The 18,750-nt window shown below is 69.1% G+C and carries 16 protein-coding genes and 1 tRNA gene; 4 read left to right on the top strand and 13 right to left on the bottom strand.

Annotation, left to right across the window (positions count from 1 at the left end; genetic code table 11):
- Positions 1 to 109: 109 nt before the first annotated feature.
- Positions 110 to 1,204: an AraC family transcriptional regulator gene (locus tag ACTWP8_RS15760; RefSeq protein WP_443322793.1), complete on the bottom strand. Its 1,095-nt coding sequence runs from the start codon at positions 1,202 to 1,204 to the stop codon at positions 110 to 112.
- Between the two features lie 128 nt (positions 1,205 to 1,332).
- Between ACTWP8_RS15760 and ACTWP8_RS15755 the strand changes: the two genes are divergently transcribed.
- A complete protein-coding gene (locus ACTWP8_RS15755) occupies positions 1,333 to 1,839 on the top strand; it encodes a hypothetical protein (protein WP_443322792.1) in 507 nt (168 codons plus the stop codon).
- Positions 1,840 to 1,995: 156 nt separating this feature from the next.
- Complete coding sequence (locus ACTWP8_RS15750; protein WP_443322791.1) at positions 1,996 to 4,059, top strand: neutral/alkaline ceramidase; 2,064 nt, start codon at positions 1,996 to 1,998, stop codon at positions 4,057 to 4,059.
- Between the two features lie 58 nt (positions 4,060 to 4,117).
- Here the strand turns inward: ACTWP8_RS15750 and ACTWP8_RS15745 are convergent, their stop codons facing one another.
- From ACTWP8_RS15745 to ACTWP8_RS15730, 4 genes are all read right to left on the bottom strand, one after another.
- The gene (locus ACTWP8_RS15745) at positions 4,118 to 5,593 is read right to left on the bottom strand and encodes an MFS transporter (protein WP_443322790.1); all 1,476 of its coding nucleotides are present in this window, start codon (positions 5,591 to 5,593) and stop codon (positions 4,118 to 4,120) included.
- A 70-nt stretch (positions 5,594 to 5,663) separates the two neighbouring features.
- On the bottom strand, positions 5,664 to 6,755 hold the full coding sequence (locus ACTWP8_RS15740) for a YeiH family protein (RefSeq protein WP_443322789.1): 1,092 nt from the start codon (positions 6,753 to 6,755) through the stop codon (positions 5,664 to 5,666).
- 68 nt (positions 6,756 to 6,823) lie between these two features.
- Positions 6,824 to 7,408: a cysteine dioxygenase gene (locus ACTWP8_RS15735; protein WP_443322788.1), complete on the bottom strand. Its 585-nt coding sequence runs from the start codon at positions 7,406 to 7,408 to the stop codon at positions 6,824 to 6,826.
- Positions 7,409 to 7,518: 110 nt separating this feature from the next.
- Positions 7,519 to 8,424, bottom strand: a complete 906-nt coding sequence (locus ACTWP8_RS15730) for a LysR family transcriptional regulator (protein ID WP_443322787.1) — start codon at positions 8,422 to 8,424, stop codon at positions 7,519 to 7,521.
- 182 nt (positions 8,425 to 8,606) lie between these two features.
- Between ACTWP8_RS15730 and ACTWP8_RS15725 the strand changes: the two genes are divergently transcribed.
- Positions 8,607 to 8,681 (top strand) — tRNA-Cys (locus ACTWP8_RS15725).
- Between the two features lie 256 nt (positions 8,682 to 8,937).
- A complete protein-coding gene (locus tag ACTWP8_RS15720) occupies positions 8,938 to 9,507 on the top strand; it encodes a hypothetical protein (RefSeq protein ID WP_443322786.1) in 570 nt (189 codons plus the stop codon).
- A gap of 300 nt (positions 9,508 to 9,807) precedes the next feature.
- Here the strand turns inward: ACTWP8_RS15720 and ACTWP8_RS15715 are convergent, their stop codons facing one another.
- The 8 genes from ACTWP8_RS15715 to traA form a co-directional block, all read right to left on the bottom strand.
- Positions 9,808 to 10,806, bottom strand: coding sequence for a hypothetical protein (locus tag ACTWP8_RS15715; protein WP_443322785.1), 999 nt, complete (start codon positions 10,804 to 10,806; stop codon positions 9,808 to 9,810).
- A gap of 507 nt (positions 10,807 to 11,313) precedes the next feature.
- Positions 11,314 to 12,582: a tyrosine-type recombinase/integrase gene (locus ACTWP8_RS15710; protein WP_443322784.1), complete on the bottom strand. Its 1,269-nt coding sequence runs from the start codon at positions 12,580 to 12,582 to the stop codon at positions 11,314 to 11,316.
- Between the two features lie 10 nt (positions 12,583 to 12,592).
- Positions 12,593 to 12,811 (bottom strand): excisionase family DNA-binding protein, encoded by a 219-nt coding sequence (locus ACTWP8_RS15705; protein ID WP_443322783.1) that lies wholly within the window; start codon positions 12,809 to 12,811, stop codon positions 12,593 to 12,595.
- Positions 12,808 to 12,987, bottom strand: a complete 180-nt coding sequence (locus ACTWP8_RS15700; RefSeq protein ID WP_443322782.1) for a hypothetical protein — start codon at positions 12,985 to 12,987, stop codon at positions 12,808 to 12,810. The genes ACTWP8_RS15705 and ACTWP8_RS15700 overlap by 4 nt, the downstream gene beginning before the upstream one ends.
- A gap of 3 nt (positions 12,988 to 12,990) precedes the next feature.
- Positions 12,991 to 14,868 (bottom strand): ATP-binding protein, encoded by a 1,878-nt coding sequence (locus tag ACTWP8_RS15695; RefSeq protein WP_443322781.1) that lies wholly within the window; start codon positions 14,866 to 14,868, stop codon positions 12,991 to 12,993.
- Entirely contained in the window at positions 14,865 to 15,719 is an 855-nt protein-coding gene (locus ACTWP8_RS15690; RefSeq protein WP_443322780.1) for a bifunctional DNA primase/polymerase, read from the bottom strand. Before ACTWP8_RS15690 ends, ACTWP8_RS15695 begins: the two co-directional genes overlap by 4 nt.
- Before the next feature lie 221 nt (positions 15,720 to 15,940).
- Positions 15,941 to 18,010: a plasmid transfer protein TraB gene (gene traB / locus ACTWP8_RS15685; RefSeq protein WP_443322779.1), complete on the bottom strand. Its 2,070-nt coding sequence runs from the start codon at positions 18,008 to 18,010 to the stop codon at positions 15,941 to 15,943.
- Positions 18,011 to 18,040: 30 nt separating this feature from the next.
- Positions 18,041 to 18,616 carry a plasmid transfer protein TraA gene (gene traA / locus ACTWP8_RS15680; protein ID WP_443322778.1) on the bottom strand — a complete coding sequence of 192 codons (576 nt, stop codon included), beginning with the start codon at positions 18,614 to 18,616 and terminating at the stop codon, positions 18,041 to 18,043.
- Between the last annotated feature and the right edge of the window lie 134 nt (positions 18,617 to 18,750).

Below are 18,750 nucleotides of genomic sequence, written 5' to 3'. Positions count from 1 at the left end.
GGCTCGGGTGCTGTGCTGGCTCTGGTGCTCGGGGATCGGGCCGCGTCAGCCTACCGGGGGCACCCTTCACGCTCCCGGGGTACGCCCCGAGGCCACCCGGGAGTGGGACTCAGCTCACAGTGCGGCGGGCGCAGACGGCGGTCTCCGGCCGCGCAGGCGCGGCGCCGCGCCTGCGCACCTCGGACGGGCTCACCCCGAACCACCGCGTCACCGCCCGCCGCAGCGTCCGCGCGTCACTGAAGCCGAGCAGCTCGGCGACCCTGCCCAGCGGCATGTCTCCGGCGGTCAGCAACTCCTCGGCCCGGACCAGGCGTACGGAGTCGACCAGCGCCTCGTACGTGGTCCCGCACTCCGCCAGCCGCCGGCGCAGCGTGCGTTCGCTCATCGCGCGCGCCTGCGCCTGGTGGGTGAGCGGCGGTACGTGGGGCAGGCTGCGGGCGACCGACACCTCCAGGCCCTCGACCAGGTCCTGCCGCTCGCGCCCGAGCGTGCGCGCCGACTCCAGCAGTCCGACGACCTGGGCGACCGTGTACGCGTCGGCGCCCGGCAGGGGGCGCTCCAGCCAGTCGGTGCCGAGGACGAGCCGGTCGTCGGGCGCTTCGAAGGAGACCGAGCAGCGGAAGTACCGCTCGTACTCGTCCCCGTAGGCGGGGCACGGGTGCCGGACGACGACGGCGTGGGGCGCGAAGTCGTCGTGGAGCGCGCACCTGATCAGGGCAACGGTGCTGCTGAACGCTTCCTCGATCAGGAACGGCTGGAGTTCGTAGTCGGCGTAGCGGGCGGTCGGGAGGATCGCGGCTCCGCCGGGTACGGACTCCAGCCGGTAGTCGAGCATCGATCCCGTGAGGCCGTGGTAGCGCACGCCGAGGGCGACGGCGTCGAACAGCGTGGGGCTGGCCTGGAGGCCGAGTCCGACCAGGCCCCACGCGGTCACCCGCTGTCTGCGCCCGACGGCCAGGCCCAGCGCGGGATCGCCGAGTTCGCTCATGGCCTCTCTGATGACCTGGCTGCTCTGCCGGTAGGAGATCCGCAGGCCCACGGCGCTCAGCGCGGCCTCGCTGAGCCCGGCGCGGCGCAGCGCGGGCCCGAGGTCGTGTCCGCGCTCGGCGGCCACGACGCTGAGATAGCGCAGCAGATGCGAGGTGATGGTCGCCGAGCCGTAGCGCGGGTCGGCGGGCGGGGAACCAGGCGGGGAACTACGCACCTCACCTCCCGAGCGGCCGTGAACAGCGCTGCCACTGTAAGCGTTCCGGGTCCGGACGTGTTCCGGGTCCGGACGGATCGGGGTGGGTCGCTGCGTCACTTCCGGCGGGAAACCGGGAGGATGGCGCCATGTTGTTGCGGGAGTGGTCGGGTCGGCTGGGAATGCGGCTGATGCCGTTGAAGAACCCCGCACAGGCGGTCTACGGCACGGTCATCACCGGTGCCGTCATGGCCGCGTACTCGGAGCCGCCCATCGAGATCGATGAGGTCGTCCCCGGTGTCCTCGCCACCGTGGTGGTCTACTGGCTCGCTCACGTGTACGCGGAGGAACTCGTCCACTTCGAGGAGGGGGTGGCCTTCTCCCGGCGGCGGCTGTGGTCCACGATGCGTGCACAGTGGGCGATCGTCAGGGCCGCCCTGGCCCCGGTGGTCGTGCTGCTGGTGGCGCTGCTGTTCGGGGCGACCCCGACCGTGGCCCTGGAAATCGCGGTGTGGTTCACCGTGCTGCTGCTCGTCGGCTTCGGAACGATCAGCGCCCGGAGAGGCGGCCTCAGGGGTGGCCCGCTCATCCTGGCCGCACTGCTCGCGGGCAGCCTCGGGCTGATCCTCGTGGCGCTGAAGGGCTCGGTCGACTAGGGACGTTCCTTTCGGAGCTCCCGGGTCCGTGGCCGCTGGAGACCCGGTTACTGTCCGGCTCGGTCCTCTTCCCCGCACGCCTCCGGCCGTACGGTCATGGCCGGATACCCGTCCGCCACCCCCACTCCCCCACGCCCACCCCCCTCAGGAGAAGGCATGCGGTTCCCCAGCGCCAAGGTCAGAATCCTCTCCCTGCTGCTCGCCGGAACGCTCGGAGCGCTGTGCCTGGCGGCCGTGCCCGCCATGGAGCGGGCGGGCGCGGCACCGGCTGCTGAGCCGACCACGTACCTCGTCGGCCGTGGCATCTCCGACGTCACCGGGGAGGCCGCCGAGGTCGGCATGATGGGGTACTCCAGCTTCGACCAGAAGGCGACCGGCATCCACCAGCGCCAGCGCTCCCGGGCGTTCATCGTGGCCGACCGGGAGAGCGGCAACCGCGTCGTCTACGTCAACGCCGACCTCGGCATGATCTTCCAGTCGGTACAGCAGCGCGTCATACGCAAGCTGAAGGAGCGTTACGGCTCGCTGTACAGCGAGCAGAACGTGCTGCTGTCGGCCACCCACACCCATGCGGGATCCGGCGGCCACTCCCACCACCTGGCGTACAACCTGGCCTCCCTCGGCTTCCAGAAGGACACCTTCAACGCCATCGTGGACGGCATCGTCGAGTCGGTCACCAAGGCCCATGAGGACCTCGAGCCGGGGACCATCACCCTCGGCAGGGGCGAGCTCACCCATGCGAGCGTCAACCGCTCCAAGGTGGCCTTCGACGAGAACCCGGAATCCGACAAGGCCGCCTTCCCCGGCGCCATCGACCCGGCGATGACCGTGCTCCGCTTCAAGCAGGGCGGCAGCGACATCGGCGCGATCAGCTGGTTCGCGACCCACAACACCTCGCTGACGAACAAGAACACCCTGCTCAGCCCGGACAACAAGGGCTACGCGTCGTACGAGTGGGAGCACGACGAGAAGGGCGTGCGCTACCTCGAGGACAAGAAGGGCTTCGTCGCGGCGTTTCCCAACACCAACGCCGGTGACATGTCGCCGAATCTGAACCTGAAGCCGGGCTCCGGGCCGACCGAGGACGAGTTCGAGAACACCCGGATCATCGGCGACCGCCAGTTCAGGAAGGCCCGGGAGGTCTACAACGCGGCGGACACCCCGGTCAGCGGAAGCGTGGACTCCCGGATGCGGTTCGTGAACATGGAAGAGGTCACGGTCGACGGGAAGTACACCCCCGACGGCAAGGACCACCGCACCTGCCCCGCCATGGTCGGCGCCTCCACCCTGGCCGGCAGCGTCGAGGACGGGCCCGCCATCCCGGGGTTCACCGAGGGCATGCACAGCCCGGTCGCCGACCTGCTCGAGCCGTGGCACGTCGACCCGCCGGAGTGGCTGGTGGGCTGCCAGTACCCCAAGGCCAACCTCGTACCGACCGGCATGATCTCCGACCCGGCACCCGCCACCCCGAAGATCCTCCCGGTGCAGATCGTCAAGATCGGCCAGTTCTATCTGGTGGCCGGGCCCGCCGAGTACACCATCGTCTCCGGCCTGCGCATCCGCCGCTCGGTCGCGGAGGAGCTCGGCGTCCCGGTCGGGAACGTGCTGATGCAGGGCTACGCCAACGCCTACAGCCAGTACGTGACGACGCCCGAGGAGTACGACCTGCAGCAGTACGAGGGCGGCTCGACGCTCTACGGCCGGTACACGCTGCCCGCGTACCAGCAGGAGTTCGCCAGGCTCGCCGCCTCGTTGAAGGACGGCGGCACGATCGACCGCGGCCCGAACCCGCCCGACCTGTCGGACCGGCAGATCACCCTGCAGACCGGCGTGGTCATGGACAGCCCGCCGTCGGGCACGTCGTTCGGCGAGGTGCTCACCGAGCCCGAGAAGTCCTACGAGCGGGGCCGGGCGGTCAGGACCGAGTTCGTCACCGGCCACCCGAAGAACAACCTGCACCGGAACGGGACGTTCCTCGAGGTGCAGCGGCTGGTGGACGGCCGGTGGGTGCGCTACCTGGACGACGGCGACTGGGAGACGAAATACCGCTGGGTGCGGACCAATGCGGTGACCGGCACCTCCAAGGCGGTCATCACCTGGGACATCGGCCAGGACACACCGGCGGGCACGTACCGGATCGTCCACTTCGGGGACTCCAAGAGCATCTTCGGGGCGATCACCCCGTTCAGCGGCACCACGCGGACGTTCACGGTGGGCTGAGGCTGGGGCTGAGGCCCGCCCAGCCGCGGGCAATGGTCAGCGGTCGGCGGTCCGCCGGTCAACGGTCCGTCGGCCAGCCGGTCTTCGGCCGCAGGCGGGTGGTGACGTACGCGCCGACGAGGGCCATCGCCGCCATGGCGAGGAACACGGCGGTGAAGGCCGCCGGGTGGTGACCGGTGCCGCCCCCGACCGCCGCTGAGGCCGGGTGCGCGCCCGCGGCGACGCCACCGCCGCCGAACGCCACGAACAGCACGCCGCTCACCCCGATCAGGGTGATGTTGCCGAGGGCGTCGGAGATCTGGAGCGCGGCTGAGTTGCTCCCGGCGTCCTCGGGGCGGGACAGCTTGAGCAGCAGCACGGTCGCGCTGGCGATGGTCAGGCCCATGCCGAACCCGCCGGCCACCCAGCACACGGCGACGATCCAGGCCGGGACCCGGTCGGCGAGCGCGAGCGACGCCCCCGCGACGGCGAGCGCCATGACGGTCATCCCGAGGGTCATCAGCCGCTGCCGGTACGGCTCCAGGCGCGGCCTGCTCTGCGCGTACGAGCCGAGCGCCCAGGCCAGCCCGCCGCCCGTGAGCGAGAGCCCGGCCAGGGTCGCGGCGAGCCCGCGCTCGGTGACCAGCATCAGCGGTACGAACGCCTGCGCGCCGAAGAAGGACCCCGCGGCGATCCCGCGCACCAGCACCACGGCGGGCAGGCCGCGGCGGGCGCGGAACGTGCCCTCGGGCAGCAGCCGCAGCAGGCACGGGACGAGCAGGGCGAGCCCCGCGGCGGCCGGCAGGAGCGCGACCGGGGTCAGGTCCTGGCCCGCGTACTGCAGCAGGCCCGCGCCCGCGGCGACGGCCAGCGCGAGCATGATGCGGCGGCGGTCCATGGGCTTGCGGGCGGGGGGCGGCAGCTTGCGCAGGGCGGGCAGCATCACGGCGAGCGGCGGGAGCACCAGGACGGGGATGGAGAGGAACACCCAGCGCCAGCCGAGTTGTTCCGTGACCATCCCGGCGGCGAGGGGACCGACGATCACGGGCAGCACCCAGGCGGCACTGAACGACGCCATGGCCGTGGGCCGCAGCCGCTCGGGGTAGGCGCGGCCGACGACCACGTACAGCGCGACGATCACCAGTCCGCCGCCGATGCCCTGCACGCCGCGGCCCACCACGAAGGTCCACATGTTCTGCGCGGAGCCGGAGACCACAAGACCGGTGCCGAACGCCCCGATCCCGGTGAAAAGCGGCGCGACCGGACCCGCGCGGTCGCACCACTCGCCGGACAGGGTCATGGCGAAGAGGCTGGCGGTGAAGAAGCCGGAGAACGCGAAGGCGTACAGCCCGAGTCCGTCGAGGGCCTGCGCGGCCACGGGCATGGCGGTGCTGACCGCGCTCGCCTCGAAGGCGATGAGGGAGACGACGGAGATGATGCCGAGCGTCAGGGCCCGGAAGGGACGGCTCAGAACCGTGCCGCCGTACGGCGCACGGGGGTTGGAGTCGGCGGCATCGGCGACGTCGACATCGCGCGGGTCGGGAGCAGCGGTCATGGCGCCAGGGTAAGGGGCTCTGCACCGCCGGACCGCTGTCATGCGACGGGGATCGCCTGCGCCTTCCGACCTAGGCCGTCAGCAGGACGCCGGCGTACGACGCGGCGGCGATCACCAGCCACGCTCCCAGGCCCAGGGCGGCGACGCGGGCACCCGTCCGTACCAGCGAGGGCAGGTGTACCGCGCTGCCGAGGGCGAACAGGGCGGCCGCCAGCAGGACTTCCTGTGCGGCGCCCCCTGCCTCGACCACGGCGCCCGGCAGACGGCCCGTGTCGCGCAGGGCGGCCATCGCCAGGAAGCCGAGGACGAACAGCGGCACGAGCGGCGGCCGCCGCGCCCCGGCCGGCCCCCCGGTCGCGTTCCGTGCGCCGCCGCGGCGGCGTACGGCCAGCGCCGTCCCCGCGACGAGCGGGGCGAGCAGCATCACCCTCATCAGCTTGACGAGCACCGCGTCGCCCAGCGCGCCGGGCCCGGCCGCCTGCGCGGTCGCCACGACCTGCCCCACGTCGTGCACCCCGGCTCCCACCCACCCGCCGAACTGCGCGTCGCTGAGCCCCAACGGGTGCTGGAGCAGCGGCAGTACGGCGATGGCAAGCGTGCCGCACAGGGTCACCAGAGCCACGGACGCGGCCACGTCCTCCTCGTCGCTGTCGCGCACCTCGCTCACCGCGCCGATCGCGGACGCGCCGCAGATGGCGTACCCGGTGGCGATGAGCAGCGGCTGATCGCCGGGCAGCCCCAGGCGGCGGCCGAGCCACCACGTGCCGAGCAGGGTCGCCGCGACCACGGCGAGCACCATCGCCACCGTGCCCCAGCCGAGCCCCAGCACGTCGTGCAGGCTCAGCTTCAGCCCGAGCAGGACGATGCCCAGCCGCATCAGCCGCTTGGCGGCGAGGGCGAGTCCCGGGCGGCCGGTGCCGCGTACGAGCCCCCGTACGCCGGGGAGATGGGCCGCGCCCACCCCCAGCACCACGGCCGCGGTCAGCATGGGCACGGCCGGGAGGGCCCGGTGAACGCCCCAGGCGGCGGCCACGCCGAGCGCGGCGAGCGCGAGCCCGGCGGCCGCCGCCTTGCCGGGGGCGCGGGCGGGCGGTTCCGGTGCTTGCTCTTGTGCGGGCGCTCTTGCTGCGGTCCGGGACCGTGCCTGGCGGGGTTCGGGCACTGCCGCGGCGGTCCGGGACGGTGCTTGCCCCGCTGCGGGCGCTGCCGCCACGGCCCGGGACGCGCGGGTCAGTGCCACTGCTCGCCGTCCGGCGCGGCGTACACGCGCCGGACGCTCGTGCCGAGCCGGGCGATGTCCGCGCCGTAGACGTGGATCGAGATCGCCGTCGCCGCACCGGCGTTGCACACCCGGTGGATGTCGCCCGGCGGCGCGAACCCGCACACCGCTCCCTGCGGGTTGACCACGTCCTCGGTCGCGACCAGGCGCGAGCCCGTGCCGTCCGGTACGAGCCGGTAGCGCCGCTCGCTCTCCTCGCCCTCGTGGACGCCGGTGACGCACCAGGACACGTGGTCGTGCACGGGCGTGCGCTGGCCGGGCAGCCACACCAGGGCGACGACCGAGAAGCTGCCGTCCTGCTCGGCGTGCAGGACGTGCTGGCGGTAGCGCCCGGGGTCGCCCTCCCGCTGCTCGTCGGTGAGCAGATCGGACGCGCCGAGGAAGGGCGCGAGCCGCTCAGCGACCAGATACGCGGTGAGGTCCGGCGGCAGTCCGCGGCCGACGGCCTCCCGTACGTCCTCGACGAGCGCTCCGAGGCGCGGAGTCGTACGTGCGGGAGCGGGGGCGGGCGTGGCCGGCCTGGTCGGCGTGGTCATACGGGCAGCGTCGCGCCGCCCGATCCATCACGTCCAACGACAGTCTCTTCGGCGAATCTCAACGTCCGCTTATGGAAAGGAGGGTGCGGCAGAGGCCCCGCCGCGGCGCGTCAGCAGCCGACGCGCGCCGCCGCCACCGCCTTGAGCTCGTCGAGGACCAGCGCCGTGGCCGGTATCCGCAGGTGATCGCGCAGCACGTACGCGGACACCTGCCGCAGCGTGTGCGGCTCCACCGCGCGCCCGGTGACCTTCTCGTGGCAGAGGAAGGACAGCACCAGCGCCGGCATCATCGCGACACCCACCCCCGCCGCGACCATGCTCTGCACCACGAGGTTGTCGTCCGTCGTGAACGCGATGTCCGGCACGAACCCCTCCTCCGCGCACGCGTGCAGGAAGTTCGCGCTGCAGCGCGGACAGCCCGCGATCCAGCGCTCGTCGGCGAGGTCCCGCAGGTGCACCGCCCGCCGCCGCGCCAGCGGATGGCCCGTCGGCAGCAGTACGGTCAGCAGGTCCTCCATCAGCCGGATCTCGGCCAGTTCCTCCGGCACTTCGGCGTGCAGGCCGGGATACGTGAACGCCAGCGCGATGTCGCACTCCCCGCGCACCACCCGCTGCAACGACTCCGGCGGCTCCCCCTCCAGTAACTCCAGGCGCACCCCCGGATGCCCGGCCGCGAGCCGCGCCATCGCCTCGGGTATGAGCGTGGCGGCGGCGCTGGGAAACGCACAGACTTTGACCCGGCCCGACCGCAGCCGCGCGATGGCGCCGATCTGCTGCTGCGCGGTCGCCAGACTGTCCAGGATCACGTCCGCATGCCGCGCCAGCGCCTCCCCCGCCTCGGTCAGCCGCATCGCCCGGCCGACCCGGGTGAACAGCGGAGTGCCGACGGCTCTTTCGAGCGCCTTCATCTGCTGGGTGATCGCGGGCTGCGTGTACCCGAGGGAGCGCGCGGCCGCCGAGTACGACCCGGCCCTGACTACTTCATGAAACGTCTTGATGTGCCGGGAATCGAACACGGGGGAATCATAAGCAGAAGTTGGCAGGACGGAACATTCCATGTGCGGACGCTTTGAGGACGGCTCGTGGGGCGACGGCACGACGCCCAGTGTGAACGCCGTATGGCAGTCGTATGGCACCGGCCGCCACACCGTTGATCGGCCACGGCCGACCGCTTACCTTCGAGGAACGACACAGTCATGGCCGTGTGCCCGAGTGGTTGAGGGGCTCGCCTGCAAAGCGAGTTACGCGGGTTCGATTCCCGCCACGGCCTCCACCAACTCAGCAGCGCTGAGCTGCGATGATCACGGAGCGGGCTCAGACAGGGCCCGCCCCCATGACCCCTCGTGGTCTCAATCCTGGTCTCAGTTAGCCAGTGCCGTGGCCCAGAAGGCCCCCTCGTGACCCATGACTACGCACCTCAGTGACGAGCCTGCTACAGCCCCGACTCCTAGGCGACGCGTCGGCTGGACGCGACAGTCGCGAAGCACAGGGCGGAGCCGCCCCGGTCTCGTGCGGCACCATTTGATGCCATGGATGCGACCTTCACGGCAACGCTGATCGCCGCAATCGTCACTGCCGGCGGCTGGCTGGTCAATCACGCGCTCTCAGGGCGGGCCGACCGAAGGAGAAAGCAATATGAGACGCGTCTTGCACACGTCGAAAAGCAGCTAGAGCAGTTGTACGGTCCGCTTCTCTTCCTGGTGCAGGAGGGCCAGTCGGCCTTCCGCGAGTTCTGCGACACGCTGGGGCAGAATGTCGCATTCGATAACAATGGATTAAATCCGGAACAAATGGATCTATGGCTGTTTTGGGTTGACAATGAATTCATGCCACGAAATGCGGCAATCCAGAATCTCCTGTCATCCCAAGCGCATCTTGTAGTTGGCGACCGAATGCCGGATTCCTACTTGATGTTCATCGATCACTACAACTCATGGCGCGTGACTCACCTCCGATGGAAGGAGAAGGGTGTCCCCTACTCCTGGCATGCAAAATACAACTGGCCTAAACAGTTCGACGTCGACGTGATCGAGGCGTATGGCAGGCTTAAGAATCTGCAGGCGCAGCTGGCGGGGCTGGTACGGGGGATCGAGGCGTAAACCGATTGCTCCAGCTGCGGATGCCCACTTTGTAAGCCTGGCGATCCACAACGCGTTTCCGCTGGTCACTGTCTCTGCCACTACGTCTGGCCGCAGACCTGCAGCCGGGGCCCAATGGCCCCTGTTGACCGTGACTGACCGCTCGTTCTGGCATGCATCTGGCGGATGTGCGAGCCGACGCTTTGCAAGCTCGATCGGAAGAGTGCTCCGCCCCCTGGACCGGCGGGACTACGAAGCCGTCGCTCCCCACCAACAGTCTCCGGGAGCTGGCCGCGTCCGCCGTCATTGCTCCGCGCTCGGTCAACGCCCCCAACCACGCCGTGGGCGCCGTTTGCGCGCCATCCGTCGCCGCCACCGGGTAGGCGGAGGGATGAGGCTGCTGGGCTCGGGGCTCGCAGGTGGCAAATTAAACCCTCGCGCCGACCCCCGCACGTTCTCTAGTACGCGGTTTCCCTGCTGATCAATCATGCGGGTCAGGCCCTCCTGACCGATACCGAATACGACAGCCCAGGCGATGATTTGGGCACTGTTATCCAGCGCTGACAGCCCTGGAATAAATTCTCCATGAATGAGTATAAGGCCAAGCAGTGCAGACAACGCCCCGATCGGGATTCGCAAGAGCAACAGACCTAGGGGCACCATGTAGGGCCCTGCGGTTCCCCGAATATGCCGGACCGATGCGGCGCCGGTCAACGTCGCTGAGCACAGCCCCACCAGCGCCACTAGCAAAACGTCGGCACCCCCCGCTACATCGTCGACCCCCTGCTCACCTTCACCAGGCTTTCCAACCGGGCATACGTGAACCGTTTCTTCAGGATTCTCAGGATTATCGGGGTCGAAGCACAACTTATCCGCCACCGCCTCAGGGTTGACATAACCCGACCAGATGAATGTCCCGACGATCGCGGACGTGACACAAAAAGAGACAAGAAGAACATCGCGAAAATTACGCGCTCTGGCTATCTCCGTTTCCTGAACATGGTTGGCCGCGTGTAGAACACCGATAGCCAACTCCCTGAATTCTGCATCTAGAGTATTCTCGTTTTCGCGCAGATGTTCTTCAAGGAGCTTCAGCCGTGGATCTTCGTCTCCCAGGTGGTGCATACCATGTGCGAGTACGATAGCCCCTCGCCAAGCCAGTTCTTCGTCAGGTGTCAGTTGCAAAAGCAGCAGTTCGGCTTCATGAATATTGGACAGGGCTCGATCCACAGCTGATCCGGACCACCATGAAAGCAGGTTCCCCCGGTCGTCTATCGCATCTCGCGCACCTTCCAGGATCACGTTTGTTTTCTTCACCAACTCTCTATCGGGGCGCGAAGTGACCTGAAGGTCAATCCTATTGAGCTGAGCCTGCAGTTCGGCAATGTGCGCGGCTGTTCGCTGCCGCCAAGCACCTCTCCTTAGTCGTGCAACGACATCCCGCTGCTCGCTCTCCGGAGAATCCGGGTTGTGCCACTGACTCCCCAAGCAGTTGGAGCCGCCCGAAGTCTCCTTCTTCCAAGGTGGCCTCATACCACAAGTAGAGAGCCAGCCCGCCCGGCTCGCAACTCCGTAACACGGCAGACTCTTTAGGTTATTGATTCGTAAACCAGCCAACGGTCGTCACCTGAGTGCAACTTCACTCGGGAATCCGTAACCGACCTCAATCCACACGCCCTGGCCAGATGGCCCGCCCCAGGCCCGACTTGAAGATGTGGTGCTGTTCGCGCAGGTACGCTTCCGGCAGCTGGCAAACGGCATCGCGACACGACAGGCCCCGCACACCTGCCGCGGGGGCCTGCAATCCTCCGGTCCGCAGGTTGGGTGCTACACATCACCTCGGGTTGGAGGGGGGCTGGAGCTTTCTGGCTCCCAGAGCAGTCCGTCGACCTGCTTGGCGATGCTCTCGCGCACGGAGTCGACCATGTGCTGATACCGCGCGGCCATGGATGTGGAGGACCATCCCATAAGGCCCATGACCGCGCGCTCGGAGACCCCGAGGATCAAGAGCACCGTCGCCGCAGTGTGCCGGGCGTCATGCAGGCGCCCGTCGCGGACCTTGGCGTCGCGTAGCAAATGTTTCCACTCGTTGTAGTCCCGCTTGGTCCCCGTACCTGTGCCGGTCTCGGTGGCGAAGACCCAGCCTTCGTCCTGCCAGAGCTGGCCAGCCTCTTCCTTCTCCTTGCTCTGTAGATTCCGGTGGTCCTCCAGGAGCTGCACCAGCTGAGGGGGCAGGCCGACGGCGCGTTTCCCCGCGTACGACTTCGTGTCCGCGGTCTCCGGGTTGGTCCGACGCCTCTCGGGGCAGTAGCCGGCGGCCTTGCGCCCGCACTTCCCGTCGCATCCGTGGCCATACCGAGGGCGGAGCCTCGTGCGACGGACCCAGAGGACGCCCGTCTTGAGGTCGACGTCATCCCACCGGAGCCCCAGCGCTTCCCCCTGGCGAAGCCCTAGCGCGAGGGCCACAGCCCAGCGCGCGCCGTTCCGGCGCTCGCTCGCGGCCAGCATGATGCGGCGTATCTCGTCCACGGTGTACGGCTGCACCTCGTACTCAGGGACGCGCGGCGCCTTGGCCAGGGTCGCGGGGTTCTTCCCCAGGTGTCCGCGGCGCACAGCCTCGTTCAGCGCTGCCCGGATAGTGCGGTGCGCCTGGTGTGCGGTCGCGGGGGCGCTGCCGTGAGCCTGCATCTTCGCGTAGAAGCGCTCGAGATGCTCTGGAGTGAGCCTGTCGAGCCGGTGAGCACCCAATCCGGGAAGGACGTGGCCGTTCACGGCGAAGCGATAGCCGAGAAGGGTGTTCTCCCTCACGGACAAAGCCGCGATGTTCTCCACCCAGTGCGTCATCCAGGTCGCCACGGTCCATGCCTTGCCTGGCTTGCGGATTTGGCCGCGGTCCCGCATCTTCTCCAGCTCTCGCACAGCCTTGTGAACGTCAGCCTTCGTCTTGCGCGAGACATGTCGACGGTCGGGAGTCCCGTCATCTCGCACCCCGACGGTCACGCGGCCGTGCCAACGTCCGTCCTTTCCGAGGTAGATGGACGACTCGCCATTGGGTCGGCGGGTGCGCTTCTTCTTGTTCTCGCCCTTCTCAGTCAATTGGGCTCCCTCAGGCGGCGTTCAGCAGACGGTCGATGTACTCCTTGAGCGCCTGCGCGGGTATGCGGCGCATGCGACGTCCGATCAAGACGGACCGGACCTCGCCCGATGACACGAGGGCGAACATCGTCGTGCGGCCGATTCCGAGGCGTCGGGCGGCCTCATCGACGGTCAGCACGAGACGGGTTTCATCGGCAGGCTCGGGCGTGTTCGCGGTGCGGTCGGTCATGCCGTCTCCCCCTTGGCGGTAGGCGCGGGTGGGTTGGCAGTCAGGTAGATCCGTACGAGGCGGCTGGGCGGCCGATCCGGGTACGCGTGGCTCGTGTCGAGGACATCCAGCACTTGGGCCATCCGTTTGGCCGTGCGGCGGCATTGGTCTTCGTTGCCGTGGAGGCGGATGCGCATGGCTCAGCTCCTATTGAGTTCGGTAGGTGTGGGGTCGCAGCCGGGGTGGGTGGTCTCTCCGGCGGCGATGAGGAATTCGGCGAGCGGTGTGTCGCAGACGGCACAGGCGGTGGCGGCATCCGAGAAGAGCTGCAGATCAGCACCCGGAGCGCCCGCAGCACCCGCAGGGGGGAGTTCGCCCTGCTCAGGCGGGGTGCGATCTGCGGGTGCTGGGATTTGAGCAGCGCCCGGTGCAGCACCCGAGGCGCCCGCAAAGGCTTCGGTGCGAGTGCTGCGGGCGCTCGTCCGGGTGCTGCTTTCGGCGCGAGCACCCGGACGTTCCTGCTGGCCAGGAACGGTTTCGGGTGCTGCGGGCGCTCCGGGTGCTGAAATGCGCCTACTCTCGGATGCCGTGAGCCGGTAGAGGCGGGAGCGGTTGCCATCGGGTTGGCGTCGGCTGTCGTCGACGTTGATACCGACGGTGCGCAGCGCGGGGGCGAGGCGCTTGAGTTGGCCGCCTGCGCGGGTGGGGTCTTTGGGCCACTTCTTCGGGAGTTTCTCCGGTGTTTGGACGGCTTCGAGGATCTGGGCTGCGGTCATCTCGATGCCCTCAGGGCCACTGGTATCGACGAGGGCGACGACGGCTTGAGCGAAGGGCTCGCCATCGAGGACATCGGCGACGGCGTCGGCTGCGGTGGCCTTGTAAGACGCCGTGGTGTGCCAGCCGGTGACGTGGTCGACGGCTGCGAGGACACGAGCGAAGTCAGCCATGCGGGGGCGTTCCGTCAGCTGCACCTCGGGCAGTGCTTTGAGGACCTCGGCCAGAAGGTCGAAGAGGCTGGCGAGGATGGCGGGATGGGCGTCGCGGTAGGCGGCGTCCATTTCGGCTTCCTCGCGGCGGGCGTGGTCGGGGATGAGCTGCAGTTCGATGGTGAGCATGCGCTCGGCCAGGTCGCCGGCGAGGGTTCCGGCGTCGATGGTGGTCATGGCCAGTACCCGGCGGTACTCGAGCACGATGACGTCGTCGTCGGTGAACAGGGCCCGGTCGATGACGCCCGCTCCGGTGACGGCCTGGCACAGCGCGTCGGACAGCCAGTCGGGAATGGTGGAGACGTTGTCCAGGCACAGCGCCCAGGAGTTGAAAGCCTGCACCGACCAGGACTTCATGTCCCGAGGGGCGGTGCGTTTTGGCGCGCCGGAGGGGTCGACGATGCCGATGACCATGGCGGCGCCCTTGGACTTCCCGGTGCCCTGTTCGCCGCGGAAGGTCAGGATCGGGTGGGGCAGGTCGGGGATGAAGGCAGCGACCAGCCAGGCGACCAGGAGTTGAAATCCCTCGTCAGTGGTGTTGAGCAGGCCCCGGAGCTTGGCCAGGCCGTCGCCGTCCCTGAGCGGTTCCGGGAGGGGCTTCATAGCGCCGGAGCGACGGAATACGACCGGTGATGCTGCTTCGCGGCGCCATCCGCCGGGGCCGACGGTCACGCAGCGTCCGTCGCTACTGCCCAGGTCGATGACGATTTCCTCCTTGTGGCGGGCCACGCGTAGCTGTGGAGTGCGGGGATCGGCGCTGGCGGCGACGCCTTCCAGGACGTTGGCGGCGTCGGTTAGGGCGGACTGGGAGGGCGCGTTTCCTCCGTGGGTGTCGGTGTAGAGGTAGGCGAGTTGGGAGCGCAGGCCAGCCTTGCCGCGCAGCGCAAGAGCGATGTTCGGGCCGTCCCGCTTGACGCCGTAGGGGCGGCCGTCGTCGGACATGAACAGCTCGTAGCGTTCGCGGGCCAAGGCCACGAGTTGGGAGGCCTGTGAGGGGCCCTTCTTCTCGGCGTCGAGCCCGTTGTGAGTGAGGAAGTCCTTGGCGGACCGGGAGCCCTTGGCAGAGGCGGTGCCGTTGGCCGGTGCATTCATCGGCCGCTCCGGCGGGCGGCGGAAGCGACCGTGGCACGGGCCTCGTTCTCAGGCAGTCCGATGTGCACTGCGGCGTCGATGAGGGCAGCCGCCAGCTGCGGAGCGTCGGTGGTCTCATAGGCGCGGCAAGCAGTCCAGTACAGGCGGTCGTTGCGCTGCCCCTTGGGGGCATCGAGGACGAACTGCACCAGGCCCTCGGCTTGGCGGCCGGAGACGGGGAGCGTCACGGGTGCGGGGGGTGCGGGCGGTGGGGCGAGCAGCTGCAGCAGCGCGGCGGGAGCGGGCTGCAGGGTGTGGTGTTCGGTGCCAGGGGCCAGGACGTACTGCCCGCGGGTCGTGACGGAGCCAGGGCCGACGAGGTAGCCGCCGGAGCCTCGGACGTCGATGCCCGGGGCGAGACGGCCGACAGAGTTCGGGACCGTTCGGTTGGCGGGGCCGCGCAGCCACAGGTGCCGCCCATTGCTGGGGGTGGCGATCGTGATCGTGTCCGGGAGTGTGAAGTCGTGGTCGTGGGAGAGGATTTCGAGGTTGGCGATGCCGTCGGCTTCGTTCTTCACGTCCAAGTCGAGGCCGATCAGGTGGTGAGGCGGCCGGCCGCAAGCGATGCCGTAGCCGGTAGCCCATGGAGCCGCGGCGAAGAGGGTCCGGACGTCGGCGGGGTCGGTCGTGGCGTCGTGGATGCCGTGTCCGATGCGGCCGCACTCTCCTCGGCAGCGAGGCGAAGGTCGTTCTCCGCGGTGCGGGGAGCGGACCGCGGGGAGTTTGGTACGGGTCAGTGGGATCACGGCCAGGCCACGGGCGGCGGCAGTCAGAGCGTGAGCGAGAGCGACCTCGTGCTGGGTGGTGGCCATCATCTGTCCCTTCCGGGCGGGAATTTGGTTACGGTGAGTGACTGTCGAGGGGCAACGGGAGGCGGGGTCGTGGCCGCAAGGTCAGCTGTTAGGGCCCGTCAAGATCAGGTGTCAGGCGGATGTCAGACACCCGTTAACGGCCCTCGCGGCCGCGCATGACCCGTGCGTTCGGGGTCTGCTGTCGGACAGGTGTTAACGGGTGTCGGACACCTGGCGCGTGGTCAGGCCGCTTCCGTGCGCGGGACGATGCGGTAACGCCCTGCTACATCGGTTTCGGTGAGCCGCCCGCCGATGACGAAGGCGGGGAGGGCCTGGGAGACCCAGCCGCGGCTGCGTCCGTGGCGATCGTTGTGCTCCATGAAGTCCTTCGGACCGACGACCATGCGGCCTTCCGCTTCGAACTCGTCCAGGATCTTGGCCAGTTCCTCGCGGGCCTTCTCTGGCGGCACCTGGACCTTCGGCCTGCCCGCCGCCGGACGTTCAGCGATCTGCAGGACGCGTGTGACGGGCGGGAGTTCGACTTCGGGGTCGATGTCGGCCAGATCCTCGTCGAACCCCTCGCTCGTGTCCTGGTCGTGCTCGTCGTCGGCGTAGTCGTCCACGTCGTGGAGGTCGTCGATCTCGTACGGGTCGTCGTGCTCGTGTCCGGGCATGGCGGTCTCCACGGACTGGGGCTGGGCAGTGCCGGGCAGGGAATGGCGGATGCGGCGGGTGTAGGCACGGCCGGCGGCCTTGGCCGCGGCGCCGGTGGTGACGGGGTCGATCGCGGCGCGGATGGGGGCGAAGGTGAGGACGACCCAGTTGAGGTATTCGCGGGGGGTGAGGTAGGAGCGGGCGGGTGTCGCCCAGAAGGTCTCGGGGATGCCGTTGGCGACCAGGTAGCAGTAGCCGGGCTTCTTGTCCTTCCACACGTGCGGGGCGGCGCCGGCGTCGAGGACTTCGCCGTCGAGGGCGAATTGGGCGTCGCGGTCGGAGCGGACGCCGTAGACCCAGGAGGAGCCGAGGGAGGCGCGGGTGTCGGTGGAGACCTGGTTGCCGGAGGCGCGCTGCATGGAGACCACCAGGCCGACGCCAGCGGAGCGGGCTTCCTGTGCGATGCCGGTGAAGACGTCGTCGTCGGTCTCGCGGATGGTTTTCGCGGCCTCTTCGAACCAGGCGAGCAGGTAGGGCATGCCGGGTGAGCCGTCGGCCTGCGTCTCTGCGCAGGCAGGGACCCATTCCTTGTAGCCGTACTTGGCCAGCCACCGGGTGCGGGCGGGGATGACCGCGTGGAGGGCTTCGATCATGGCCTTCGTGGAGGTCATGTCGAGCGCCGCCCAGTCCAGGGCGGGAAGCAGAGGTCCGAGGGTCTGGTCGGCCTTGGCGGGGTCGGAGGCCCACACCGCCACGTCCCGGCGGGTGAGGACTTCCGCGAGGGCGGTGAGGCCGCCTTCGGACTTACCCGAGCCGGTCATCCCCATCACGAGCAGGTGCATGGCGTTCCGCCCGGTCTTGGGGTCGCCGGGGAAGTACAGGACCGCGATCGTGCCGTCTTCGTAGATCCCGACATGCACGGGGTCGGCGATGGAGCCTTCGGGGTGGGAGGGGCCGGGGCAGGGGACGGTGTTCTTCAGCAGGTCGTGCGGCACGACGGTGATCTCGCCACGGGAGGCGGAGTCGGGGTCAGCCTGGTGCCGGACGGCGTTCGGCGGGACATCGAGCGCAGAGGCGAGTTTCGGCAGGGCCTTGCTGACGTCGTCGTTGGTGAGTTCGCCGCGCGGTAGCTGGTAGCCGAAGGTCGCCTTGTTCGGCGCCACCTCGCTGCGGGTGATCTGGGTCTTGGCCAGGCCTACCTTCTCCAGGAGCCCGCTCTCACCCGAGCCGGTGGCGTCGGGGTTGCGGCGCAGGATCTGCCGGATGTTCCACGACAGTGCCAAGGCGGGACCGCCGATGAAGTACAGGTCGTTCAACGGGCCTGCCCCAGGACCGGCGATGGAGGCAGCAGTGATCCACCCGGAGGCGGCGGCGACGGTGATCGCGGAGTGCAGGCGCCGCTGCGGGCTCGTGGACTTGCCCGCCCACCAGGTGGCGCCAGTGAGGGCAACGGAGGCGAGGGTGAGCCCGGCGGTGGCGGCGGTGCTGTTGGCCCACGCGAGGTGGGCGGGGAGGGAGGCAAGGCCGGCCCCCGCGGTGGCGAGCCACGGCGGCAGGTGCGGCTTGGCGCGGTGTAGGAGGTACTCCACCACCCCGCCACTGCCGTTCGCGGCGCGCAGCTGCTCCTCGAAGATCTTCTCGGGTGAGGGCTGGGACACGGCCAGGGCCTCCTTCCAGGTCGGGATGGGTCAGGCGTTGAAGTCGAAGCGGCGGCCCATGGGGCGCTGCCTGGTGCGGTAGGGGGCGAGTTCGGGGTCGAACTCGCGCTGGAACGCGGCGTAGGTGGCGGCACTGTTCTTGGCAGCGTCGCGGGCGTCGTCGGCGGCCTTCTTCAACTTCCGGCCCACCCGGCGGGCCCGCATCCGGGAGCCGAACGCCCGTCCCTCCGGGTCGGGCACTTCCTTCAGGACGGCCTGGAGGACCTCGGAAGCGTTGGCGAGTTCGAAGGACAACTGGAGGAACAGACCTCGGGCGTTCTCGCAGTAGGTGCGGATATCGGAGTTGGTGAAGAACTCCGGATCCGCGAGCGGACTGTGGACGTTGCTGCCCTGGCGGCCGTTGCCGCGGCCGAAGAACCCACCCCGGCCACCAGCACCGCTGGCGCCGTTACCGCCGGTGTTGCCGCCCTGGTTGATGTGGAAGTGGTATTGCCGGGAGCGGGTCCGGTTGGTGGTGCGGTACCGGTCACCACCACGTGGACCGGCACCGTTGTTCCCGGTGGTGCGCCCGCCGTTGCCGGGCGAGAAGGGCGGGGGGACGGTCATCAGTGGTTCCTTAAGAATGTTGGCGGTCCGGGAGGACCGGGTGTGGCTGATCAGGGGTTGCCGTTGATGGCTCTAGGAGAATGGCCGCCCGGTCCTCCGGGACGCTCCGACTGCTGATTGAGAGCTGCGGGCAT

This window comes from Streptomyces sp. 7N604 (assembly GCF_052245475.1).
In the GTDB taxonomy this organism is placed as follows: Bacteria; Actinomycetota; Actinomycetes; order Streptomycetales; family Streptomycetaceae; genus Streptomyces.
Note: the sequence above shows the minus strand (reverse complement) of the source record. Positions and strands in the feature narration are given on the sequence as shown.

Excerpts from the sequence above, each read along its gene's own strand:
- ACTWP8_RS15755 (WP_443322792.1), top strand. The coding sequence starts at position 1,333 with ATGTTGTTGCGGGAGTGGTCGGGTCGGCTGGGAATGCGGCTGATGCCG.
- ACTWP8_RS15750 (WP_443322791.1), top strand. The coding sequence starts at position 1,996 with ATGCGGTTCCCCAGCGCCAAGGTCAGAATCCTCTCCCTGCTGCTCGCC.
- ACTWP8_RS15745 (WP_443322790.1), bottom strand. The coding sequence starts at position 5,593 with ATGACCGCTGCTCCCGACCCGCGCGATGTCGACGTCGCCGATGCCGCC.
- ACTWP8_RS15735 (WP_443322788.1), bottom strand. The coding sequence starts at position 7,408 with ATGACCACGCCGACCAGGCCGGCCACGCCCGCCCCCGCTCCCGCACGT.
- ACTWP8_RS15720 (WP_443322786.1), top strand. The coding sequence starts at position 8,938 with ATGGATGCGACCTTCACGGCAACGCTGATCGCCGCAATCGTCACTGCC.
- ACTWP8_RS15705 (WP_443322783.1), bottom strand. The coding sequence starts at position 12,811 with ATGACCGACCGCACCGCGAACACGCCCGAGCCTGCCGATGAAACCCGT.
- ACTWP8_RS15700 (WP_443322782.1), bottom strand. The coding sequence starts at position 12,987 with ATGCGCATCCGCCTCCACGGCAACGAAGACCAATGCCGCCGCACGGCC.
- ACTWP8_RS15695 (WP_443322781.1), bottom strand. The coding sequence starts at position 14,868 with ATGAATGCACCGGCCAACGGCACCGCCTCTGCCAAGGGCTCCCGGTCC.
- ACTWP8_RS15690 (WP_443322780.1), bottom strand. The coding sequence starts at position 15,719 with ATGGCCACCACCCAGCACGAGGTCGCTCTCGCTCACGCTCTGACTGCC.
- traA (WP_443322778.1), bottom strand. The coding sequence starts at position 18,616 with ATGACCGTCCCCCCGCCCTTCTCGCCCGGCAACGGCGGGCGCACCACC.